16 protein-coding genes, 1 tRNA gene and 1 pseudogene are annotated in these 22359 nt (G+C 61.6%); 13 read left to right on the plus strand and 5 right to left on the minus strand.

Translation table 11 applies throughout. From position 1 onward, the window contains the following. Window positions 1-48 precede the first annotated feature (48 nt). Complete coding sequence (locus AC59GX_RS01975) at window positions 49-396, minus strand: hypothetical protein (protein ID WP_426282540.1); 348 nt, start codon at window positions 394-396, stop codon at window positions 49-51. 184 nt (window positions 397-580) lie between these two features. Next, a complete protein-coding gene (locus AC59GX_RS01980; RefSeq protein ID WP_426282539.1) occupies window positions 581-1363 on the minus strand; it encodes a DUF1134 domain-containing protein in 783 nt (260 codons plus the stop codon). Between the two features lie 285 nt (window positions 1364-1648). Between AC59GX_RS01980 and AC59GX_RS01985 the strand changes: the two genes are divergently transcribed. Next, a tRNA-Ser gene (locus AC59GX_RS01985) sits at window positions 1649-1741 on the plus strand. 140 nt (window positions 1742-1881) lie between these two features. On the opposite strand, the gene AC59GX_RS01990 is transcribed toward AC59GX_RS01985, so the two are convergent. Continuing rightward, entirely contained in the window at window positions 1882-2265 is a 384-nt protein-coding gene (locus AC59GX_RS01990; RefSeq protein ID WP_426282538.1) for a hypothetical protein, read from the minus strand. Between the two features lie 315 nt (window positions 2266-2580). On the opposite strand from AC59GX_RS01990, the gene AC59GX_RS01995 reads away from it, so the two are divergent. The 9 genes and pseudogenes from AC59GX_RS01995 to AC59GX_RS02035 all read left to right on the plus strand — a co-directional run bounded on the left by AC59GX_RS01995 (window position 2581) and on the right by AC59GX_RS02035 (window position 13226). Further along, window positions 2581-3672, plus strand: coding sequence for a hypothetical protein (locus AC59GX_RS01995; RefSeq protein WP_497300699.1), 1092 nt, complete (start codon window positions 2581-2583; stop codon window positions 3670-3672). Between the two features lie 40 nt (window positions 3673-3712). Continuing rightward, entirely contained in the window at window positions 3713-4288 is a 576-nt protein-coding gene (locus tag AC59GX_RS02000) for a Pycsar system effector family protein (protein WP_426282536.1), read from the plus strand. 735 nt (window positions 4289-5023) lie between these two features. Continuing rightward, a complete protein-coding gene (locus tag AC59GX_RS02005) occupies window positions 5024-6958 on the plus strand; it encodes a di-heme-cytochrome C peroxidase (protein ID WP_497300701.1) in 1935 nt (644 codons plus the stop codon). Then, on the plus strand, window positions 6945-7748 hold the full coding sequence (locus AC59GX_RS02010) for a zinc metalloprotease (protein WP_497300703.1): 804 nt from the start codon (window positions 6945-6947) through the stop codon (window positions 7746-7748). The genes AC59GX_RS02005 and AC59GX_RS02010 overlap by 14 nt, the downstream gene beginning before the upstream one ends. Further along, window positions 7745-9865, plus strand: a complete 2121-nt coding sequence (locus AC59GX_RS02015; protein ID WP_426282532.1) for a S8 family serine peptidase — start codon at window positions 7745-7747, stop codon at window positions 9863-9865. Before AC59GX_RS02010 ends, AC59GX_RS02015 begins: the two co-directional genes overlap by 4 nt. Beyond that, window positions 9859-11067 (plus strand): trypsin-like serine peptidase, encoded by a 1209-nt coding sequence (locus AC59GX_RS02020; RefSeq protein ID WP_426282531.1) that lies wholly within the window; start codon window positions 9859-9861, stop codon window positions 11065-11067. Before AC59GX_RS02015 ends, AC59GX_RS02020 begins: the two co-directional genes overlap by 7 nt. Before the next feature lie 10 nt (window positions 11068-11077). Continuing rightward, window positions 11078-12376: a patatin-like phospholipase family protein gene (locus tag AC59GX_RS02025; RefSeq protein WP_426282530.1), complete on the plus strand. Its 1299-nt coding sequence runs from the start codon at window positions 11078-11080 to the stop codon at window positions 12374-12376. Window positions 12377-12546: 170 nt separating this feature from the next. After that, window positions 12547-12666: pseudogene (locus AC59GX_RS02030) on the plus strand (transposase); the annotation flags it as partial. Beyond that, window positions 12618-13226 carry an IS5 family transposase gene (locus tag AC59GX_RS02035; protein WP_426282529.1) on the plus strand — a complete coding sequence of 203 codons (609 nt, stop codon included), beginning with the start codon at window positions 12618-12620 and terminating at the stop codon, window positions 13224-13226. The pseudogene AC59GX_RS02030 and the gene AC59GX_RS02035, both read left to right, overlap by 49 nt. Here AC59GX_RS02035 and AC59GX_RS02040 read toward each other — a convergent pair. Further along, entirely contained in the window at window positions 13223-13600 is a 378-nt protein-coding gene (locus tag AC59GX_RS02040) for a very short patch repair endonuclease (RefSeq protein ID WP_497301314.1), read from the minus strand. The two genes, AC59GX_RS02035 and AC59GX_RS02040, sit on opposite strands and share 4 nt — an antisense overlap. Window positions 13601-13880: 280 nt before the next feature. Further along, complete coding sequence (locus AC59GX_RS02045) at window positions 13881-14402, minus strand: hypothetical protein (protein ID WP_426282528.1); 522 nt, start codon at window positions 14400-14402, stop codon at window positions 13881-13883. A gap of 487 nt (window positions 14403-14889) precedes the next feature. On the opposite strand from AC59GX_RS02045, the gene AC59GX_RS02050 reads away from it, so the two are divergent. The 3 genes from AC59GX_RS02050 to AC59GX_RS02060 all read left to right on the plus strand — a co-directional run bounded on the left by AC59GX_RS02050 (window position 14890) and on the right by AC59GX_RS02060 (window position 22311). Next, a complete protein-coding gene (locus tag AC59GX_RS02050) occupies window positions 14890-15642 on the plus strand; it encodes a dienelactone hydrolase family protein (protein WP_426282527.1) in 753 nt (250 codons plus the stop codon). 592 nt (window positions 15643-16234) lie between these two features. After that, window positions 16235-19432, plus strand: a complete 3198-nt coding sequence (locus AC59GX_RS02055; RefSeq protein WP_426282526.1) for a TonB-dependent receptor — start codon at window positions 16235-16237, stop codon at window positions 19430-19432. A 260-nt stretch (window positions 19433-19692) separates the two neighbouring features. Continuing rightward, on the plus strand, window positions 19693-22311 hold the full coding sequence (locus tag AC59GX_RS02060; protein WP_497300707.1) for a glycosyl hydrolase 115 family protein: 2619 nt from the start codon (window positions 19693-19695) through the stop codon (window positions 22309-22311). Window positions 22312-22359: the final 48 nt, after the last annotated feature.

Here is a 22359-nt window from a genome sequence, read left to right on the forward strand (position 1 = left end):
AACGCTCCGTCATCCTGGGCTCGACCCAGGATGACGGGCGGCTGAGATTTACAGCTGCAGGCCCGCCTTCAGCCTGTCGAGCCACAACCGCGCTTCCTTCTGTTCGCCGACTGCACTGGCGCTGACCGGGCCTCGGGCGGCGAAGAAGTCGCGGTGGAGCGCGAAAGGTTCGAGCATCAGGCGGTCGCGCATGGAGTCGATGTCGCTGCCCATCTCCGTGAGCGCGTCGATCGTCGGGGCGATCGCGGCGCGGACGCGGCGGTCCGGGGTGCGGTCGAACAGGCCCAGCGAACCGGCGGCGGTCTTCTCGAGCGCTGCGATCAGCGTTTCGCGGTAGTCGGTTTCGAGGTCTTCGCGCTGGGCGTCTAGACGGGCGAGGCGGTCGGGTTTTGCCATTTGCCGGGGGTAGCGTTTGCGGGGCGGGCGTCAACTTTTGGGCTTGGCTTTGGAGTCGCGCCACGAGCGAAGTCGTTGTTTGGGCGCGCGTCGTGGGCAAAGCCCACGTCGTCGGACGGGGCCTTGCCCCGCCGGCCGGGCTTGTCGGAGTCAGCCGGGCGTGGCCGGCTGACTCCGACTGCGCCTAAAACGGCAACCACCTGCTCTTGTGCGTGATGTTCATATACCCAACGTTCACGCCCGCGCGCCAGCCGACGCCAAGGCGGATCGGGATCAGGACGACGTTGCCGCGGCGGAGATAGGTCGCGGCGAAACCGCCTACGAGGTACAGGCGGCCCTCGACTGCCGGGAAGCGCTTGTAGAGTTCCTCGGTGTCGTAGAGGTTGTAGACCAGTACGAAGACCTTGTTCGCGTCGCCGCCGACGTCGAAGCCGACCGACGGACCGGTCCAGTAGACCGGCTGCTGGCCCTCGACCTTGTGGCTCATGATCCCCGAGCCGTAGCGGACGCCGAGGATGAAGGCGCCCGAGGCCTCGCGCCCGGCGATATACGCATTGGGCCGGCCCTGGTCTTTGAGGATCTTCTCCAGCAGCCCGCCCAGCCCGGCGGCGCCCTTGCCGAACACGCCTTCGCCTGCCGCGAGCAGATCGTCGCGCTCATAGGTATCGGCGGCCTGCATCGTCGCCTCGGCGCGCGTCTCCGGGGGGCGTGTGTTGGTCGTCGTGACGGGCGGCGCGGAGTCCTGGACCGGGGTCTCCGGATAGGCGGGGTCCGGTGCGGCCGGGCGCGACGGCTGCGTTGCCTGCGGACGCGAGGGGGGCTGATAGGCGCGCGGCGCGAGATCGCCGTCGATCGCCTGGTTGGGATCGATCGTGCGGACCTGCGCGGACGCGCTCGCCGCGCCACCCACGGCACTCCCGCAAACGGCGGTCGCAATGGCACCAAGGCCAAGCCAGAAGCTACGCATGTCGATCCCCAAACCCATCGCAAACACAGAAGGCGCCCTGAAGCAGGGCCGTCAACCGCTGCGCCACGGGTTAACCCCTAAGCAACGAGTTAACCAGCGCAGGGCTTGCCGTGCAATGAACGATGGGCGCGAGCCTGTCGAATTCGAGCTAATTCGAGTGAATGGCCGGCTAAGCCGGGACGAAGAGGTGGCCGGGTCTAGAGAATGACGAATAACGCGCTGGACGCCATTACAGGCGTTGCCCCTTCCGCCCACCCTCGCTATAGCCCCGCATCTGCTGCAGCCGGAGACGTGGGTGAGTGGCTGAAACCAGCGGTTTGCTAAACCGCCGTACCGGGTTTACTGGTACCGAGGGTTCGAATCCCTCCGTCTCCGCCAGTCAACCTTGAGAAAGGTTGATTTTCTGCCGATTTTTCGGTTTGCGGCAATCCACCAGTGACCAAATTGCTGACCGATCAAGTGACCGGGAATGACGGTCTGTGACAAGCAGTGACCGATCAGTTGGGCGGTAAGTGACGTTAGTCGGCTTCATCCAACCCGCGTACGATTTCACCAATACGCTGGATCAGCGCGCTTTGCGTGTCGGCAGCAGCCATCATACGGCCTTCCGCCTCGCGTTCATCGCTCGATAAGCCGACGACTGCCGTTTGAGTGCGAAGCCCGTCCGCTAACCTCCTGACCTCATCATCTCGAACCCTGCTCGCGAGCAACATCGTTTGCGTGTTCAGTCGAAGATGATCGTTTGATAGGTCATCGGGAAGCTGCTGCCGTTGCCATTTACCTGTGGCCCTGTGTGCTACAACGTCCTGATGGAGCGATGCGCCCGTATTGCGCAGCAGTTTCTGTGAGACGTCTTGAAGGGCAAGCAATGTTTCGCGCTGAAAATCATTGCGCCGCGTCACCAAACGCTCACGTCGTTCGTCGCGCCGGCATTATCGCTCCTGTTCGTTGCGGCTCCTAGTTCGAAGGCTAGGTCATCGGCATTGTCAGTGCTACCTCAATCCACATGGCAGAAGCAGTCCACCTCGCAGCTATCGAACAGGTCTTATCGGCGATCTACGCGAGTGGTGACACGCCTCTTAGTTCGTTCATCATCCATAAGCCAAATGCACCGGCGTGGGATCGTCTTTCCAGCCTGGGCACTGAAATCTTCGCTAGGCGAAAGGAATATATCCGCGCGCTGTTGTTCATCCGCCAAAACGGCGCACGCTATGTCCTTGACGGACCTGTGGTCGCTCGTTACGTCGTTCCTCACCGAAAACTTTTGGCACATCCGCGACGGCGAGCTTCGACGGCGGCACGATTGCTCATACGCCGATCAAATTGAATTACCGAGCAAACTGGCGCTGGCATACGCTTTGGCAGATTCCGCGCTGTTCAACCCTGTAAATGAATTAACCCTATTTCCGCTGGTCCCCATCCGCGTTGAAGCAAAGTTTGAGTGTTCCCGTTTTTTTATCGCGTCCGCTGCTGATCTCACTCCCAGCCTTTTGCTCGCTGGCATTCGGACCGCTGACCTTGATCTGTCCCAGTTTCCGCCGATAGTACGTTGGGACGGGATCAAGCGGCCAACAGCTACTTGGCTCGGCGTGCGGTCACCTTTGCTTCAAGTGTCTAGGAAAGCCTCAGCGGCGATCCTTGGGGCGGTCGCGCTGACCCTGCCGCGCGAACGATATATGCATTCTGGACGCACAATGTTCGGAGGTCGCTGCACAATGACTGGCGGCAATTGTAGCGTGTCCATGGGCAATGAACCGCACACTCCGCCGATGGTGAACAATATCGTACTGACTGCAGCTGATCATGCGTGGCTTAACCGGTTGGCCGTGCTCGTGGACGCGGATGATCTTCATTCACGCAAGCGGGTGAAGGCGTTGGAATATTTTTACCGAGCGTGGATCCTCGATCCAAGGGAGCGTTTTCCTTTGTTATGCATGTCGCTTGATTCCTTGGTTGGCGCGGCACACGGCCACACCGCCGCCGCAGTGAAGTTTGTGCGCGATACGATTGATGCTTCGATACCGGAAGATCGCCTACGGTTACTCATGCGTGTGAGGGGCGCGGTGATCCACGGCGCGGCCCCGGACGTGTATGATTCCAAAAATTACGAAAAATACTATCTCGATTACGAAACTGACCTCATTCGCGATATTGAATTAGTCGTCGCAAAATGTCTGCGTGCAGATATATTCGGCAGCAACCTAAAATATCACGCTGATCCGCACGCGGACATCGTTGCGACGATGCAAGCGAAAGGTCGCTTGCCAGCCCGGCTGGACGATGGCTGTATCATTCCCGCTGACATTTAGGGTTGGCGAGGCTCATAGCGTCCGGTGGGAGAGGGCACTCATGCCAGAAGCTAAGGGGCGCGACGAAGCCTACGACAAGCTGCCCGTTGCGCTGTTGGGGCGGGTGTTGGACATGCTGCGGTTCGCAGAAGCGAAGAACGCTGCGCTCTTGGCCTTCGCATCCGCTTGGATCGTAGGCATCGTGAATCTTCTTTCGTCGGGTAAGCCTATCCCTTCGGGCTATCACTACGTCACCCTTGCGGCGCTGCCTTTGTTCATCGTTGCGGCTACCGTCGCGATAGCGTCGTTATTGCCGCAACTTCAAACATCAATCTTTAGGGACGATCCTAAGGGCAACTTTCAGAACTTGCCGTTCTTCGGGGACATTGCCGAGTTGACCGTGAATAAGTTCAAGAACGATGTTTGGGCGGCCTATGTACAAACCGGTGACGTTCCGACGGAATCATACTTCAGGGATTTAGAAGAAGTGCAAATCTCCATCAACAGTAAAATCACGCGGCGTAAGAATCACATGTTCAATGTAGGTGCGATCGCCGCCTTTATCGCGATTGGCTTGTTCTCCGTGCCTACGGTCGGATTTGTGATGAATACGATAGGATGTTGGATCGACATATGAAAACGTTGCTAGAGCTTAGTTTAGAGTTGTCCGACGAGGTCGGGACGATTTTAGCCAACATCTTTGTCGTAACGGCAACGAACACTAGGACGTTGCCCATTCTAGCGGTGGTGCCATTACGTTTCCCAATCTAAATACCAAGACGTAGGCCTTTAAACTGATCGATACGTGCGTTTTGTACATCGACATTCGGCGTTCAACAGAACTTAGCATCACACACAAGCCTCAGGCCGTAGCCAAGCTGTATTCGACGTTTGTAAGGGCCATGACAAAATGCGCCCGGCATTTCGGCGGTCATGTCCGAGGGATCATCGGTGATCGAGTACTGGTTATATTCGATTGCGATGGCCGACGCACAGAGCATCCTCGAAGCGGCTTCATGGCGCTCTGCCGTCATAAACGGCCGCGACTTTCCTGACTCTCCGATCAACTGAAAACTATGTGCGACGAGGATGCAGAGGCCCGCGTCGCGCACACGGCTACTTAGGAAATCTGTTTGATATTTCAAATGCAAGCAGGGCCTGTCGTATTAAATTGATGACCTTTTATATGCGGCTAGTTTCGCTAAATTGATACAGATAATGAATAGCGGAAGATTTATACAAGTTACAGCTTGCCTCGGATCGAAGATATGGAAATACTGGCGGCATTCATTCGTGTTGTAATGGCGAGTCGCGTTGCTTTTTGGAGTTTCCTGTACCTTGATCTGACAAACAATCAGTGAAAAGAGGGCTCATGTTCCGATACTCGTTAGGCGTCTTGATCTGCTCTACGGCCGTTCTCATTATTGCGGCCTGTTCGGGCGTCGCGCGCGAAGCACGTCTTGAGCAGGGGTGGACTGCTCAGCAAAGGTTACTTTGGTATCATGGCAATCAAGGATCGCGGCTTGCGCCGCGAGCGTGGCTCGCCGCGCTGGAAAGCCCTGCAGACGGCCAACCGTTTTTCACGATCGAACGTATGGAAACGCTGGGGTATCTCGCCCCCGACGCAAACGACGCTTCAGGGTTGCCGATCGGGTTCGCTGTTGACCGCGGACCTGACGACAAGTTCGAAAGGTCGCGTCTCAGGTGGTTCGATAAGCAACCAGGATCTGAACCGTGGATTGGGATGAATTGCGCCGCTTGCCATACCGGCGAGATCAGGAACGGTGGAGCGCGTCTGCGGATCGACGGGGCACCCGGCATGGGCGACTTTCAAAGCTTCATCGAGCAACTTGACGCAGCCCTTCAAGCTACCGTTCGTGAGCCTGCGCGCTTCGATCGATTTGCGAAGAGAGTGCTCAACGAACGAGACAACATTCCAAATCGGACCATGTTGCGCAACGCACTTCAGCAACTCGTTATCTGGCAGGCACGCGTCCAAGCAATGAACCAAAGCTCAAGTCGGTACGGCTTAGGCAGGTTGGACGCGTTTGGCCACATCTTCAACAAAGTCGCGATCGCGACGGGCGCCAACCAAGAGGGCTTCGAGGCGCCTGCCAACGCCCCAGTCAGCTACCCGTTCATCTGGAATGTTCCTCAGCACGACATCGTGCAGTGGAACAGGATCGCACCGAACAAGGGCGTGCGGTTTCCCAGCGGCGAAACCTTCGACATCGGCGCCATCGGACGCAATACGGGCGAGGTCATCGGTGTGTTCGCCGACGTCAAGGTGACAAGGTCGGCAGGTATCGGCGGGTACGTCTCGAGCGTCAACGTAGCCAACCTTGACGCTATGGAGGAGCAGCTGACCAAGCTGTACTCGCCGTCGTGGCCCCAACCATTTGGAACGCCCGCTCAAGACGCAGTGCGTGTAGGCGCCAAGCTGTTCCGCGACCAATGCTCTGGTTGCCACAAGCCGCTCGCGCGGACCGACCTCTCCAAGCCGATAATAGCGCAGATGTCGCCGATCTGGGGCGGTTCGAAGCCAGTGGGTACGGACCCTTGGATGGCCTGCAACGCGTTCACCTATCGTGCCCGCACGGGAGTGCTCGAAGGAGGCAAGACTGCGTTGCTGGCCGGTACGGAACGCTTCGGGCCACTTGCCGACCATCGACAGATCCTAACCGCCACCGTAATCGGGACACTCGCGGGGAAGAAACCTCAAATCCTGAAGACATCTGCGAAGGCTTTTTTCGGGCTGCCTCGCGTGATCGAGGTCGCGGGCCTTGCTGAGCCAGAGAATGCGCAAAAGCCGCCCGAGGAGCGTCTCGCACTTTGCAAGGCGGCGGCTTTAAAAGAGCTCATGGCGTACAAGGCGCGACCTCTGAACGGCATTTGGGCCACCGCGCCCTATCTGCACAACGGCTCGGTAAAGTCGTTGACCGAGCTGCTCTTGCCTCCCGCGAAGCGCGCCAGAAGCTTCCCCGTCGGCGGCCGCGTGCTTGATACCGTTAACGTCGGGTTCCTACCCGAGCCCGGTAAGCCTATCTGGACGTTCAACGTCGTAGATCCCGCTGGCAGAGAGATACCGGGGAACTCGAACGATGGTCATGACTACGGCAACGCCGCGCTGACTTCAGAAGATCGCCGCGCGCTGGTCGAATATATGAAGCGCTGTGATGTCATTCTTCCACCCCGCAACCTTGGCGCTGAGCGTCGCAGGTGCTGTCGTGACGTCCTCTGCGAGCGCTCCCAGCGTCCAAGCTCCAGATGCCGCTGTACTCGGCGCCAGCAGGATGACGGTCGCTGACTACGACAGGGTTTTGGCCGATCCTGAAGACGACGAAGCCTTCGAAAACTTCCTTGCCAAGCTGCCGACCTTCGAAGTGACGCAGGGAGGCGCGTTGCGCCGATACTACGTTTACCAGGGCGATCTTCCCTTGACCCGCGGACAGGTCCGGCGGCTGATGAATGCTCAATCTGGTGAACGGACGACGAGCCAGATCCTTGCACGCAAGCCGGAACTGACAGTCTTGTCGCTCAACGGCGTTGACCAAATCCTTCCACGTCCGCGGCGGGCCGTGACCTATACCGTTGACCGCGCGAGTTTCGACGACCCTTCCGTCTATGCAGCAGCCGTTATGGCGCTTGCGCAGGGCGGTGCGGCGTGGGTGGCCGCCTGCCCGGTCAAGTGCGCGCTGAGCTTCAGTCATTCCACCGCGGAGGATGCCAGTCCGATCGAGGGCCGGACGACATTCATCGTGCGCTACGTCCGGGATGCGTCGCCGTTCATCGCAGTCGGGTTCTTTCCCAACGACCCGGTCGGTGCCCGCTACCTCCACGTCTTCCCGCGCTTCAAGACGACATCATACGACCGATCTGGCGTTATGCGACACGAGATCGGCCACGTCCTCGGCTATCGCCACGAGCAGGTCAGGGGCATCAAGGGCTGCGCTCAGGAGGACGACGATTGGAGGCCCGTCGGTAAGTACGATCCCGGATCGGCAATGCACTACTATTGCGGCGGCGGGGGCACGATGTTGCTGGCATTGAGTTCCGAAGACATCAAGCAGCATGCAGCATTGTACGGGCGGCCATGACCGCGGGCACTCTTGTTGCCGCGTTGCTGATGCAGGCAGTAGCTTCGCCTTCGCCAGTCGCTGATCACAAGGCAATCCCGTCGACCGATCCGCTAACGTCGGAGGTCGCCCCGGCGCCGCTGGTGCCGACCCTGCATATCTCCTTCGTCGGCGGCGACGTTGGCAAGGACATCGCGGAACGGATCAATCTCCTGAGCGACCAGCCGGATCTCCTTCCGGTACGCCAGGTGATCTTGGCGGCGGGAGAGACGCCGTGCGTCTTGCTCGTACAGCAGGGGTTCCCGGCCAGCTCGTGCGAGCACATCAAACCAACCCTAGTCCGTTTGAACCCAGAAAACGTCGACCCGAACAACCTTCAGGCCAGAACGCATTACATGCTTCCGGACGTTGAGATTACAAGAGGTCTAGTGTCACGGACCTATGATGAAGAAGATCCTGGTGAACGGCTGAAGCGGTTGGATCTAGTTAGCCGCTGGAACAAGGCAATCGTCAAGTCGGTGGTCAAGGGTGGGCTACGCCGCGTCCAGTTCCGCGCCTACGACGTCGACGTCGCGATGCCGAATGACGACTCCGTTCGCCGCGGCCGTGAAGCGCTCGGCCCGCCCAATCGGAACGTCATCATCAGCGCCACGCTCAGAGACCCTCTACAACCTGCTCGCGTGTTTGCAGCCTCGGCTGAGGATTATCAGGCAGGTTGTCGAGCCGACCAAACGCCGCCTGCCACATACACATACGCGACGCGTCCCGCGGACGACCCTGAGCTACAGGCGTTGATAGCCAGTCAGCCCGCGCCTGCGGGCGTGCCCGACATATGGATCATCGATACGCCGGTGACAGCGCCGCCAAATCTCGGTGGTGCAGTGTATGGCGAAGACGGCAAACCGATCGCACCACCACCGGCTGCCAGTACCTGGAAATGCGACTGGGCGACCTTCGATTCGGCGAAACATCACGGCACCCACATGGCTGGCATCATCGCTGCGCGGAACGGCATGGGGTTCAACGGGCTCGCACCCATGGCTCGGATCAGGCAGATGCCGTGGTACGCGCCCGATCCTAATAATCCCGGCGCTCTCAAGCCGGTCCAGCGTCGTGCGGCAGATCTGGCGAAGCTGATTTCGCTCGTAGAGAACGACGTCGACAGCGGCCGTACGGCCAGACCTATATTCCTGATCGCTACAGACTTCGAGACTGCCTACGGCACCTCGGTTTCGGGCGGACGCCTCGTTGATCCTAGTCTACGCCGGAACTACGCTCCTGCGAACAGCTTCTTCGACGAGCGCCCGCTTGTGGTAGTGGCCGCTGGCCAAGCGCGACCAGGCAAGCTGCCCGTACGCTTGGACTCCGCCTCGCCGATGTCGCCGCAGAACCTAGGTGACCTCGAGGGCGTCGTGGTCGTCACGGCCTGCCGTATCTGCACCCGAGAGGGCGTGACAATGATGGAAAAGGTGAACGTCCCGGGCGGCGCGCCCGCGATCGTCCACGTGGCGGCGCCCGGCGGTGAGGCACTGCCCGGCTGGATCGATCAGGGCCACGTCGGTGCAATTAACGGCACGAGCCAAGCCGCGGCCTACGCTGCGGGCGTGCTCGCGTCGATGGTCGCACGGTACCCGCGCGCTTTCGAGCGTTCTAGAAATGCAAAGATCCGCCTCCAAGCTACTTCGTGGCCGATCGTCGACGGCGTTAGCAATGAGGTGGGTGCGGCCTCCAAGGTGGCAACCGGCGTCGTGGATCCGCAGCGTGCCCTCCTTGACCCTTCATTCGACTGGATCAACGTCGCCGGCCGTTGGACACGTTCTACAATTCGCAGTTGGTCTGACGGAGCCTCGATCCTAGTCGAGGACGCCTCGGGCACCGGGGTGATCTCCTCGATACCCGTGGACCGGCTTCAGCGGCTGGTTCGGGTGTCGAAACCAGGCGATCCGATTCTATTTGCGGTTCTAACGCTCGGCCAGCCTACCGGCGGTTCGGCGCTTGGTGGGGAGGTGGGTCGGTTGGGACCTGTGCTAATCGGCGAGAGTGCGGGGACTGTAACGACATGTGGCGCGACATATAAACTTTCGGAGGTCACGGAGATCATCTTGGCGATGCCTCGGCGGGGAGCGCCGGCATGCTGACCCGCCTGCTTCCTGCGCTATTGGCGCTTTTCCCGACGATTTTCGCCACCACGCCATCTGTGCCGGGACAAACAGCACAGGGGGTGACTGCGCGCTTCGGCGAATGGAAGGTGCGCTCCCAGATCTTGAAGGCAAAGGACTTTCCTCTCGACATAGTCTTCCAAGCAGACGGCGCCCCAGCCGGCTCGGTACGCTTACAGTTCGGCCGATCAGGCAGCCCGTCAGGTCGCGCTTGGACGCTTCTCATTCATGACGGTGCCGGGCATCTCGTGAGCTCCTTCGACAGCCGCGCCTTCGACGGAGCCGCGACGTTCTGGACGGGACCGATCCGGGGCGAGACCGTCACGCTCGATCTCGCGGGCGGAGATGCAACCACCGAGGTCGAACTGCGAGGAGCGCTTGCCATGCCGTCATTTGCGGCGGCGACCGCGTTCTCCGTGGTCGCCGGCGGCAGCCCGTGGGAAGAGCTGTACCCAACGAGCTCTGCTATGTTGCGCGCCGTTGGTTCCAGGACGGGCATCCTGCTTACGGCTGGCGACGAGCTAGATCCCGGAGCCGCTACTCCTACGCGACTATCCTGGTGCTGTTCAGGCGTGATGATCGCTCCTGACGTCTTTCTGACGAATTGGCACTGTGGCGGCGCCAAGCCGTCTGAGCGCGGCTTCAATGCGGAGGTGATTGGTAACGCCGTCGTCGACCTGGCCTGGGAAGACGGCCCAGCTCGCCGATTTTTGGCGGTGAAGAAGCGGCTGCTCTCGGATGAACGTTTGGACTTCGCCTTGTTGCAAGTCACGCCCGCGAACGATCAAGCCGCCGCCTTCGGGCGGCCCGTTCCGGTCCGCCTGTCTCAAGTTGAGGTCAAGCAGGGCGATCCGCTCGTCATGGTCCATCACGCGCAATGTCGACCCAAGCTCGTAAGCCGTAACTGCTCGGTCCGCGCCTTGAGCTCCCCCCCCTGGACCAGCGCAGGCGCCCAAACGGATGGCTCTGCTAGCGAGATCGGCCACGACTGCGCCAGCGAGGCTGGAGCCTCAGGGGCCGGGATGTTCGATCCGGACGGCCGGTTGGTGGCGCTGCATCATCTCGGCTTTGTCTCGGATCCACAGCGCACTGTCGGGCTCAACTCAGCGGTGAGGATGTCAGCTATCGCAGCTGCGGTGCGCAAACAGGACCGGGCGCTCGCCGACCGGCTTGGTTGGTAGAAAGAGGGCCATGACCAAACATCGATTGCTTGTGATGCTGGCGTCCGTGTCCATGATTGGTGGGTGCGTGATTAAGCCCCAAGGGCTCGCCTCCTGCGGCTTTGTTCGGCGCGACCTTGCTGTCATCGACCCGCAGGCTTCATCGGCTACCGCGCCGTATGGGGGCCGCAAGGCGTCAAGGCAAAGCCTGGCGGGCGACATGCTCGCTGCGCTGGACGCCCATGCTGGCGGGATTGGTGCGGGCGAACGCAATGCGATGCTCTTCCTTTCAGGCGGGAGTCTCAACGGCGCCTACGGTGCGGGATTCCTCGATCAATGGCGGCTCGAGCGCGGACGTCTCCCGGAGTTTGCCGTCGTGACCGGGATAAGCACCGGCGCGATCCTCGCGACGTTTGCATTCACTGGCGAAACCGCGGCGATGGTTGACGGATACACCATCGCATCAGAGCGCGAGCTACTCAATCCGTACGTCAAGTCAGGTGCGATCGGCGCGGGCGCGGCGGTCACTCTTTTGCGCAAGGGAGCTCTGGCAGACCTTAATCCTCTGCGCGGAAGGTTGGCGACGGCCCTTACTGATCGGGTGCTGACTACCGTCAAGGATGGAGGTAAGTCCGGGCGCAAGCTCTTCGTAGGTGCGGTCGACGTCGGTAGCGGAGAAGCGGTTGCCTTCGACCTGACCGACATGGCTGCCCGCTGGTTTGCAGCTCCGCCCGGCGAGCGCGACAAGCTAAAGATCTGTTATGTCGAAGCAGTCGTCGCGTCGTCTTCCGCGCCGATCGCGGCACCGCCTGTTTTTATCGATGAGCGGATGTACATCGACGGCGGTGCACGCTTCGGGGTATTTTCGGACGAGATCGGTCGTGTTCTCGAAGAACGGGTGGCAGCGGCCGGGTTGGCCGAGGCGCCTCCTCGCACTTACGTGATCATCAATGGCGACCAGCGCATATCTGACGAGACGCCGCCGCCTGGGCCACATCCGAAATACACCTTCCTTGACCTTGCTTTTCGGTCAGAGCAAATCCTCGCGAATCAGGTATACCGGTTTTCCGCGGATCGCATTGCCGCTCGCGCACGGTTGGAGCGCCGCGATTTTTTCTTCACAAAAATAGATGAAAGCGCTGGCGCGCACACAACGGACCTTGACGGACCAGGGGGCGAGCCAGCTCAGCGTTGTTCTGCGTGGAAGGAGGCGGACCGACGCGCCGATCGGCCGTTGCAGTTCTATCCGCGCTACATGCGCTGCCTGATTAGCTACGGTCGCAGTCGGGCAACGGAAGCACTTCCGTCATGGGATGCGCGCCCGAACTAGGCCACGTGGACAAAGATTGAAGTGCGTCTGATCGGTTGATTCAAGGCTGTCTTTTGGAGGCTGCGTTGGTCGAGCGGATCGGGGTTTCGGATGATGAGTGGGCTCTGATCGGGCCCCTGCTGCCGTCGGAGCGAGGACGTGGCTGTTGACCCGCGGGAGACAACCGGCCCTATTTCGAAAGCATGGTGTGGATGGCGCGGACAGGCGCGCAATGGCGGCATTTGCCGGATGAATACGGCGAGTGGAACAGTGTGTTCCGGCGGTATCGTCGCTGGGTCGTGACGGGCGTGTTCGAAGCCATGCTGGAGGCCCTAGCCGCTGTCGTCGAGCGGGATGTCAGCGCCAACATCATCGACAGCACCGTAGTCCGGGCACATCGCTGCGCCGTCGGGCTAAAAAAAGGGACCAGGAATTCGAGGGGCTCGGCCGTTCGCGAGGCGGCTTCACAACCAAGCTGCCCGCCCGATGTGATGGTCAGGGCCGGCCACTATGTTTTGTCCTGACACGGGGCCAAGCCCACGACGTGAAGGGCTTCGCGCCCTTGTTCGGGATGCTGGCTGACCGGATCCAGGCGCTGCATGCCGATAAGGGCTATGATGCCGATGCCATCCGACAGGAACTCGCCAAGGCGGATGTTGAGGCGGTCATTCCAACCAAGAGCAACCGCCGCATACCGATCCCGCATGATCGCGAAAAATACCGTTGGCGCAATCTCGTCGAGCGCTTGTTCAGCAAGCTCAAGAACTGGCGCCGTGTCGCAACGCGTTATGACAAGACCGCAGAGTTATATCTCGGCTTCGTCGCACTCGCATCAGTTACGCTGTGGCTGCCCTTTGTCCACGTGGCCTAATTACTTGTCGTTGCCGTCATACAAAGTCCAGGGACGCCGGTTCGGATTTCTGCAGCAATCCTGAGCGCAGCATCGGCAGCTTTTCGCGCGGAGGAAAGCTCGCACTCCCAAGCGATAATGACTTTCCAGCCTTGAGCCTCGAGCAGGCCAATGGACCGAGTATCGCGGGCGATATTTCGATCGAACTTCTCGACCCAGAATTCCGTATTGCTTTTCAGCGTGGTGGCAACCTTGCAGCCCGCATGACGATGCCAGAAGCACTCGTGGACGAACACAACCGTCTTGTATTGCGGGAGCACAATATCCGGCTTTCCAGGAAGGTCCTTGCCATGGAGCCGGAACCTAAACCCAAGAGCATGCAGAGCCCAGCGCAGGGCAAGTTCAGGCGACGTGTGAAGAGCGGATCCGCGACATCCGCTCGGACCGCTTCAGGACTCAGGAAATCGACCAATGGGCCTTCCTATTTCGCGCCGCGTGACCGCATAAGTTCATAGAATGGGTATCCCGGATAAACTCGCCCGGGCTGTCGAAGGTCTTGTAGAGGCACTGATGGTTGCCAAGCGCTTTTACACGTTCTGCCATCTCCGCCGCGCTTGCCGACAAGCCAAGAGCCGACAGTTCGGTCGTGGTTACGTTCTGCACTTTGTGAACGAACTAAGTGAGGAGGGGCTCGCGGTAGTCCGTGCCGCCTGCCTTGAAGTGGCGAAGGTACTGGGATGCGAGGATGACGCCGGTGCCGAACTCGCGGCGCTGCAGCAGGAGCTTGCGCAGGACGTCGAACTCATACCGCATAATGTTGTCGGCCTCGTCTACCAGCAGGTAGGAATCGATCGCTCGCAGCTGTGGGTCCTCACCAAGGAAAGGAAGCTTGGTCGTCCGGAGCATGTTTTCGGAGAACATGTTCAGCATGACTGCGACGAGCATGTTCTTGCTGTGGTCGTCCTGTCCCAGAGCGTCCAGTGCGATGACCACGACGCCATCGAGGAAGCTATCGAACGGCATTGTCTTGGACTGGTCTTTCGCGAATATCTCCATGTCCAGCATGTCTCTAATGATGGACATTGGGGAGTTGGGCTTCCCGTCGACGATGTCGTGGTAGGCAGTGTGAACCTCGCGCAAAGTCGGCGGAATGCCGGGCGCGGCGGAATCATAAGCCTCCTTTACGGCGCGCTTCAACTTGTCACGCTGGACCGTGCCAATCCCAGAGTAGATCTTGCCAAGAACGTCGGCGGAGAACCTGAACCGATCGAATTACGGCGCCGCCACGTCGCCGCTCGTGCGCGTATCAAACAGGTTGAGCGGAATGCGATGTGGACGAACAACACGCGCGCCGGTCGCCGCCACATCAGACAGGCAAGGAAGGGCAGGAGCCTACGTATCGCCGACCGAATAGCAGATGCCTGCGCCGCTGTAACCGGCACTGTGGCGAGGTGGCGTTGGAGCAGGCGTGACGCTTGGGCACCAGATGCGTCGCATGGCTGCCGTAGAAGCCTAAATCCGGCTCATCTGGTGCGGTAATGGGTATCGAGGGGACGCATTTTGCTGAATTCCGATCGAACCATCGACACTGGCCGCGTGCATTGGCGGCGTACGCCGAATTTCCCGTGAACGAGCCCCGGCGATGCGGTAGCGCGGCTGGGCAGCTCTATCGGGATACCGCGCCATGATCATCTCCAGCGACGAATTCGTCGACCTGCCCTCGGCCGATGGCGGCGTGATGCGGGTTCATGTGTTTCGCCCGGCGATCGAGGGGCGGTTTCCCGGGGTTTTGCTGTTCTCGGAAATCTATCAGGTGACCGCGCCGATCCGGCGACTGGCGGCGTATATCGCGGGGCACGGCTACTGTGTCGCGGTCCCCGAGGTGTATCACGAGTATGAAGCGCCCGGGACCGTGCTGGCGTACGATACCGCCGGTACGGATCGCGGCAACGCGTTGAAGATCGCCAAGCCGGTTGCGGCGTTCGATGCCGATGCGACCGCCGGGCTGGATTTTCTGGCCGGGCACGCGGCCTGTACGGGGCGGCTCGCGACGGTGGGCGTGTGCCTGGGCGGGCATCTGGCGTACCGTGCCGCGCTGGATCCGCGCGTGCTGGCGGCGGCGTGCTTTTATCCGACCGATATCCATGTGGGATCGCTCGGGCTCGGCAAGGATGACGATAGCCTCGCGCGGATGGCGGACCTGAAGGCGGAGACGCTGTTCGTCTTCGGTCGCGCCGATCCGCATGTGCCGTTTGCCGGCCGGGCACTCATCCGCGCGCGCCTGGAAGAGGTCGGTGCGCGCTATGAATGGCATGAGGTCAACGCCGCGCACGCGTTCCTGCGCGACGAGGGGCCACGGTACGACGCGGCACTATTCGCGCAGGCGACCGGGTGGATGTTCGCGCTGTTCCAGCGGGTTCTGTCTGCCTCCGACTGAGGGTCTAACGCGGTGTCGACCGGTGACGCTCGCGTCATCGGGGCGCCGGATTTGCGGATCTCGCGAAAGGCGCAGCGGTTAGCGCGGACTTTGCCCGGCAAGAACGAATAAGCCGATGATCCCGCTATCGAACGGCAGCTATCTGACGGGTGTGCCCTGATTGGACTGAGCCGATCTCTACGCCCCTTCGTCCGCAGACCGTCGATGGAAGCGGTTTATGAATTTCCTACAGGATGACGATGCGCGTTCGGCGGTCCTGCCACGACTTAACCCGCTGAAAAGCCGATGAGACCATCCTAGATCCCGAACCGGTAGAGCCGACAAGGTCATATTGGCCTAACCGAACCATCTTGACTCGTCGACCAATAGCGGTGAGATAGCGCTATCAACGGACCCGCATAGACGGGCGTGACGAGGAATGGGGATGGCTTTTAACGCTATTGATGTCGCATGCCCGTCGGCCAGTTGGTCGAGCCGGTGGAGTACGTCGCGCAGTAGCTAGCGCCCGGCACCTGACTTTCTTCAAGCATTCATAACAACGAGACGCTTCCTGCCGCCAGTCGGACAGCGAGGTTCCAAGAGGATCCTGAACATGACGCCTTTCAAAATGGCCCCTCGTCTTACGCGCGCTGCGCTCCTGTGCGCGACGACGATGGTAGCGCTGTCGGCCACCGTTGCAGCGGCGCAAACCATTCCGCCAACGCAGGACCCTGCACCCGCCGCGTCGCAAGGTGCCGCGCCCGCCACCGCCGGGCCGACCGCGCCTGCCGCGTCGCCAGCAGCGGCCTTGCCGGACTCCGACCAGACCCCCGGCACGATCGATGCGGCCGATAGCGGCGACATCGTTGTTACCGGCTATCGTTCGAGCCTGGCTAAGTCGACGAACGCGAAGCGCGCAGCGACCGGCTTCACGGATTCGATCTTCGCCGAAGACATCGGTAAGTTCCCCGACACCAACATCGCCGAATCCTTCAACCGCATCCCGGGCATCACCATAACGCGCGACGTGACCGGCGAAGGCACGAACGTCGCGATCCGCGGCCTCGGATCGAACTTCACGAACGTCACGCTCAACGGCGCGACGATCGCGGTGGCGTCGTCCGGCGCGACCGATGCGCAGGGCACCGATCGCTCGGTCGATCTTAGCTTCTTCCCGACCGACCTGTTCACCAAGCTGACGGTCAACAAGAGCTATACCGCGGACCTGCTCGAAGGTGGTGCGGCGGGTAACATCGACCTCCGTTCGGCGCGGCCGTTCGATCGCGCGACCTCGTTCCTGGCGTATAACGTGCAGGGTACGAAGCAGTCGCCCGAGGACCGGATCGGTGCTCGCGGCTCGCTGATCGGCAGCTGGCGCGGTGACAAGGTCGGTATCCTCGCAGGCGTGTCCGCCCAGCGCCTGTTCACCGACACGCGCGGGTTCGAGACGATTGGCTATACCAATCCGGCGCTGACGGCGGCGCAGTGCGGTGCTGCTTCGGGCTGCAACACGACGGGTGGCGGCAACTGGACGATTCCAGCCGTGGTGCCTGTCGGCGCTGGGGCGGGGCTGGTAGCTGGTACGCCGATCACTAGCGCGTTCCTGCTCGCGAACAACCCAGGTGCGACGATCCAGCAGATCGACAACGCGTTGCTGCCGCGGCTCGGGCGTTCGACCAGCATTCGCGGTCCGCGTGACCGTATCAATGCGATCGTCAGCGCCGAATGGCAGCCGTCCGATACGCTGCACTTCTACGTTGATGGTCTGTACGGCTACAAGAAGAACGACCTGACGCGCGAGAACATGGCGTGGATCGTCCGCAACGGCGCGATCATCCCGACCAACCTGACGTTCGACAAGGCCGACTGCACGATCGGCTGCGTCGTCACCGGCGGGACATTCGCCAACGCGCAGTTCTTCAATGAATTCCGCCCGTACACCGAGACGACGAAGCTCTTCAGCATCAACCCCGGCGGCGAGTGGGAAATCTCCGACACGCTCAAGCTGAACCTGCAGGGCAATTACGCGCGCTCGACCTTCCACCGCGAGAACCCGTCGGTCGGCCTGACGACCCCGCTGGGTGTCGGCAACACCGTGACCTATTCCAACGACGGCAGCGGCATCCCGACGATCCAGAGCGCGCTGGACCTGAACGATCCGGCGAATTTCGGCTGGAATCCCGGTAGCCGCGTCAACATCTCCGACGAACGCCGGCTCAACAAGAGCAAGGGCGCGCGCGGCGACCTGACCTGGGGCAAGCCGGCCCTCAACCTGAAGGTCGGCGGCGCGTTCGACGACGTGTCGCGCCGGATCAGCAGCAACGACAACAGCCAGGCGTACCAGAACGCGGTTTGCGGCAATAATCCCAGCGTGTTCGTTGCCTCGCCGAATTCGCAGCCGCCCTGCGAAGGCCTGAATGCGCCGGGCGTGATCCCAGCCGGCTACCCGACCTATCCGGGCTTCGGCACCGGATCGACCGCGGGCATGACCGGCCCGGTGACCTATGGTGGCTCGCTCGTTCCCAACTCGGCGGCCCCAAGCTACTTGACGCCAGGGCCGGCCGGTTTCGTGACGGTCGACTGGCCGAAGTTTGCAGCCGCAACCAACTATGACTTCTATCACGACAATTCGCCGGAAAGCGGCGCGTCCACCACGGGCGCTAGCGGCGGCGGCATTCGCGAAGTGGTGAAGTCCGCGTTCGCCACGGTGAACGGCGAGCAGGACCTTGGCGGCAACATGCTGCGGTTCAACGTCGGCGTGCGCTACGTCAACACAATCCAGACGATCACGGGTCGCGTGTCGTTGCCCGATCCCCGCAATACGACCGCGACCGGCGTCGCGTTGCCGGACGGTAGCCGCTATCCGAACCTCGTCAGCATCGTGTCGACGCGCAACGTTTATTCGAAGTGGCTGCCGGCCGCGACCTTCGCCTACGACGTCAGCGAGCACGCGGTGGTGCGCGTCGCCGGATCGCGTACCATGACGCGTCCCGATCCGTCGGCGCAGTTGCCGGGCGTGAACTTCGGCGCGCCATCGGCGGATCAGGCGTCGATCGGCAACCCGGCGCTCGAGCCGTACATGTCGACGAACATCGATCTGGGCTTCGAATATTATACCGGCCGCGAAGGCGTGGTCAGCTTCAATGCGTTCCGCAAGTCGATCAAGGGCTTCACGAACACCGCGATCAGCACGGTTCCGTTCTCGAACCTGTCGCAATACGGGATCACCTACGACACACTGAACCCGACGCAGCAGATCGCGATCAACTCGCGTGGTGGCCCCGGCACCGCGCAGGTCCAGGTCACGTCGCAGGTCAACGTGGCGGACAAGCTGACCATCAACGGGCTCGAATTCCAGTGGGTCCAGCCACTCGACTTCCTGACCAAGACTATCGGCATCACCGGGTTCGGCTTCAACGCCAATGCGACGGTCGTCGATCAGACCAGCAAGGGTGCGGCAACCGCGTTCGGCGTGGCGCCGTTTACTTACAACATCACGGGCTATTACGAAAAGCACGGCGTGATGCTGCGCGTGTCGACCACCTCGCGCGAGGGCTCGCAGAACAGCGGCGCGGCGCAGAACGGCATTCCGGCAGCGGCATTGTTCGGTACGGACTATACGACCTACGACTTCTCGTCGTCGTTCGACCTGGACAAGATCTTCGGTCTTGCCGGGGCGCCGCAGTTGACGGTCAACGTCGCGAACTTCACGAATGCGACGTTGCGGTCGTACTTCCAGTTCGAGAATGCGACCTTCACGCAGTACAAGCCGGGCCGGCAGTTCCTGGTCGGCCTGCGCGGCACCTTCTAGTAGACCGGACGGTGCGGTCGTGATGCGACCGCACCGTCGGTATTTACCTCAAGACGTGGTCGCGACCGGGTCTACGATCGCACAAGCCGATCGACGATCGGTAAGGTCGGTTCAACGATAATGGCGCAGGTCGGCGAAGTTTCGCGCGAAGACCCGACGGGCGCGCGGTTGCGCTACGGATAGCCGATGCGAGGTCCGCCAAGCGAAGCCAGCGGGTTTCACATGGGGCTGTCCGCCTGCTCACGACAGGAGAGACGACGATGTCACAGGCCGTATCACGCCGTACGCTGATGGGTGGTGCCGCCTGCGGCGCTGCGCTCGCGACGCTGCCCTTGTTCGGTGCCAAGGCGCATGGGGCGCCCGATCCGCGGACCGCGTTTGCCTTGATCGAAAAGGGCATTCCAGCAGCGGTCCTGGTCGACGCCGACGCCGACAGCGCGGTTCGGCATGTCGCCACCAATTTCGCCGCCGATTTGGAGAGGGTCAGCGGCACCGCTGCGCGACTGACCGATGGCGCGAGCGGCGTTGCGCAGGGGCCGGTGGTTATCATTGGCGTGCTCGGCCACAGCGCTTTAATCGATCGTCTCGTGGCGGCCGGCAAGATCGCCGCCGCCGACCTGCACGGCGAATGGGAAGCGTTTCGGCAGATCGTCGTCGACGATCCGATGCCGGGCGTGTCGCGTGCGCTGGTGATCGTCGGGTCGGACCGGCGGGGCGCGGTGTTCGGCACCTACGACGTGTCCGAGCGGATCGGCGTCTCGCCGTGGCACTGGTTCGCGGACGTGCCCGTCCGTCGCCAGCGCGACGTGCTGATCCCTGCCGGCTCGAGGCGCGACCAGCCCAAGGTCCGCTATCGCGGGTTCTTCATCAACGACGAGGATCCTTGCCTCAGCGGCTGGGCGAAGAAGGCGTTCGGTGGCGTCAATTCGGCGATGTACGCGCACGTCTTCGAACTGCTGTTGCGGATGAAGGGCAATTATCTGTGGCCCGCCATGTGGGGCAAGGCGTTCGCGGACGACGACCCCGCGAGCATGGTGCTGGCCGACGCGATGGGCGTCGTGATGGGCAATTCGCACCACGAGCCGATGCTGCGCGCGCAGGCCGAATGGCATCGCCACGAGGACAAGGGCGTGACCGGTGGCGCATGGGATTACGACAAGAACGGTGCCAACCTGCGGAAATTCTGGCGCGGCGGGATCGAGCGGATGATGGCGAAGGGCGGCCGCCAGAATTACGACTCCGTCGTGACCGTCGGCATGCGCGGTGATGGCGACGAGGCGATGGCCGAGGGCACCGCGACCGGGCTGCTCGAACGCGTCGTCGCCGACCAGCGTCAGATCATCGCCGACGTGACCGGCAAACCGGCGACCGACACGCCGCAGGTCTGGGCGCTCTACAAGGAAGTACAGGACTATTACGATCACGGCATGAAGGTGCCGGACGACGTCACGTTGCTGTTCTCGGACGATAATTGGGGCCAGATCCGTCGCCTGCCCGATCCCGCCGCACCACCGCGAAAAGGTGGGTACGGCATCTATTATCACTTCGATTACGTCGGCGGTCCGCGCAACTACAAGTGGATCAACACCAACCAGATCGAGAAGACCTGGCAGCAGATGGACCTGGCGTACCGGCGTGGTGCGGCGCAGATCTGGATCGTCAACGTCGGCGATATCAAGCCGATGGAATATCCGCTGGGGTTCTTCCTGGCGCAGGCCTGGAACCCGGATGCGATGACCCCAGCCGCGGTTGCCGACTATCCGCGCGCATGGGCGACGGCGACGTTCGGCCCCGAACAGGCGCGCGCGATCGGCGAGATCGTCACGCAGTACAGCCAGTATGTCGCACGCCGAAAACCGGAGTTGATCGATCAGGACAGCTTCCCGCTAGGCGGAGGCACGCCCGAGGGCCTCGATGGTGGCGAGTTCGGCGCGATGGTTGCGCAGTGGGACGCGCTGGAGGCACGGATGCTTACGGTTCGCGCCACGCTGCGGCCGGATCAGCGTGATGCCTATTACCAGCTGATCGAGTTTCCCGTGGCGGCGGTCGCGAACCTGTACCGGATGTATTACGGCACCGCGTGGAACCGGCTGCTGGCGTCGAAAAACGACGCCCGCGCCAATTATTTTGCCGATCAGGTAGAAACCGCTTTCCGGCGCGACGGCGAACTGACGCAGCGGTATCACGCGATCAACGGCGGCAAGTGGGACGGCATGATGGCGCAGGTCCATATGAGCTATGTCATCTGGAACGATCCCACCAAACAGACCATGCCGAGCATCGTCCGGGTCGGTGCCGATACGCCCGAGGCAAAGCGTCGGCAGCAGCCGGTCTTCGTTCCGACGCCCGCGACGCAGGCCGGTATCGTTGCCCTCGAAGCACCCGCGTTCAGTCGCGCACGCGACGGCAAGGGGCTGCGCTGGACGACGATCCCGCATCTGGGTCGTACGGCAGGTGCGATGATCGCGATGCCGCAAGGTCGACCGGCAACGCTGGCGAGTGACGGCGTCTGTCTGGAATACGACGTCACCGTGGCGAAGGCGGGACCGGCGACCGTGACGCTATACCTCGTGCCGACGCTCGACACGTTCGGTCAGGACGGATCGCGCATCGGCGTGTCGATCGACGGCGGTGCGGTTCAGGTCCTGCGCGCCATGCTTGAACCTACCGGAGGCGATACGGACAATGCCGCCAAGGCGCGTTGGGCGGATGCGGTGCGTGACAATGGCGTACGATTGTCGACAGGCCTTGGTGACGTCGCAAGCGGCCGTCACACGATCAAGATCTGGCAGCTGGACGACAATATGGTGCTCCAGAAGCTGGTACTTGCGACCACCCCGGTACCGATGTCCTATCTAGGTGCGGTTCCCGTCGCCTGACGGAACGCGCCGCGCGCCTATCCCTCAGGGTATTCGACGATGCCAGTT

The sequence above is a fragment of the Sphingomonas sp. 320_CC genome (assembly GCF_059691795.1).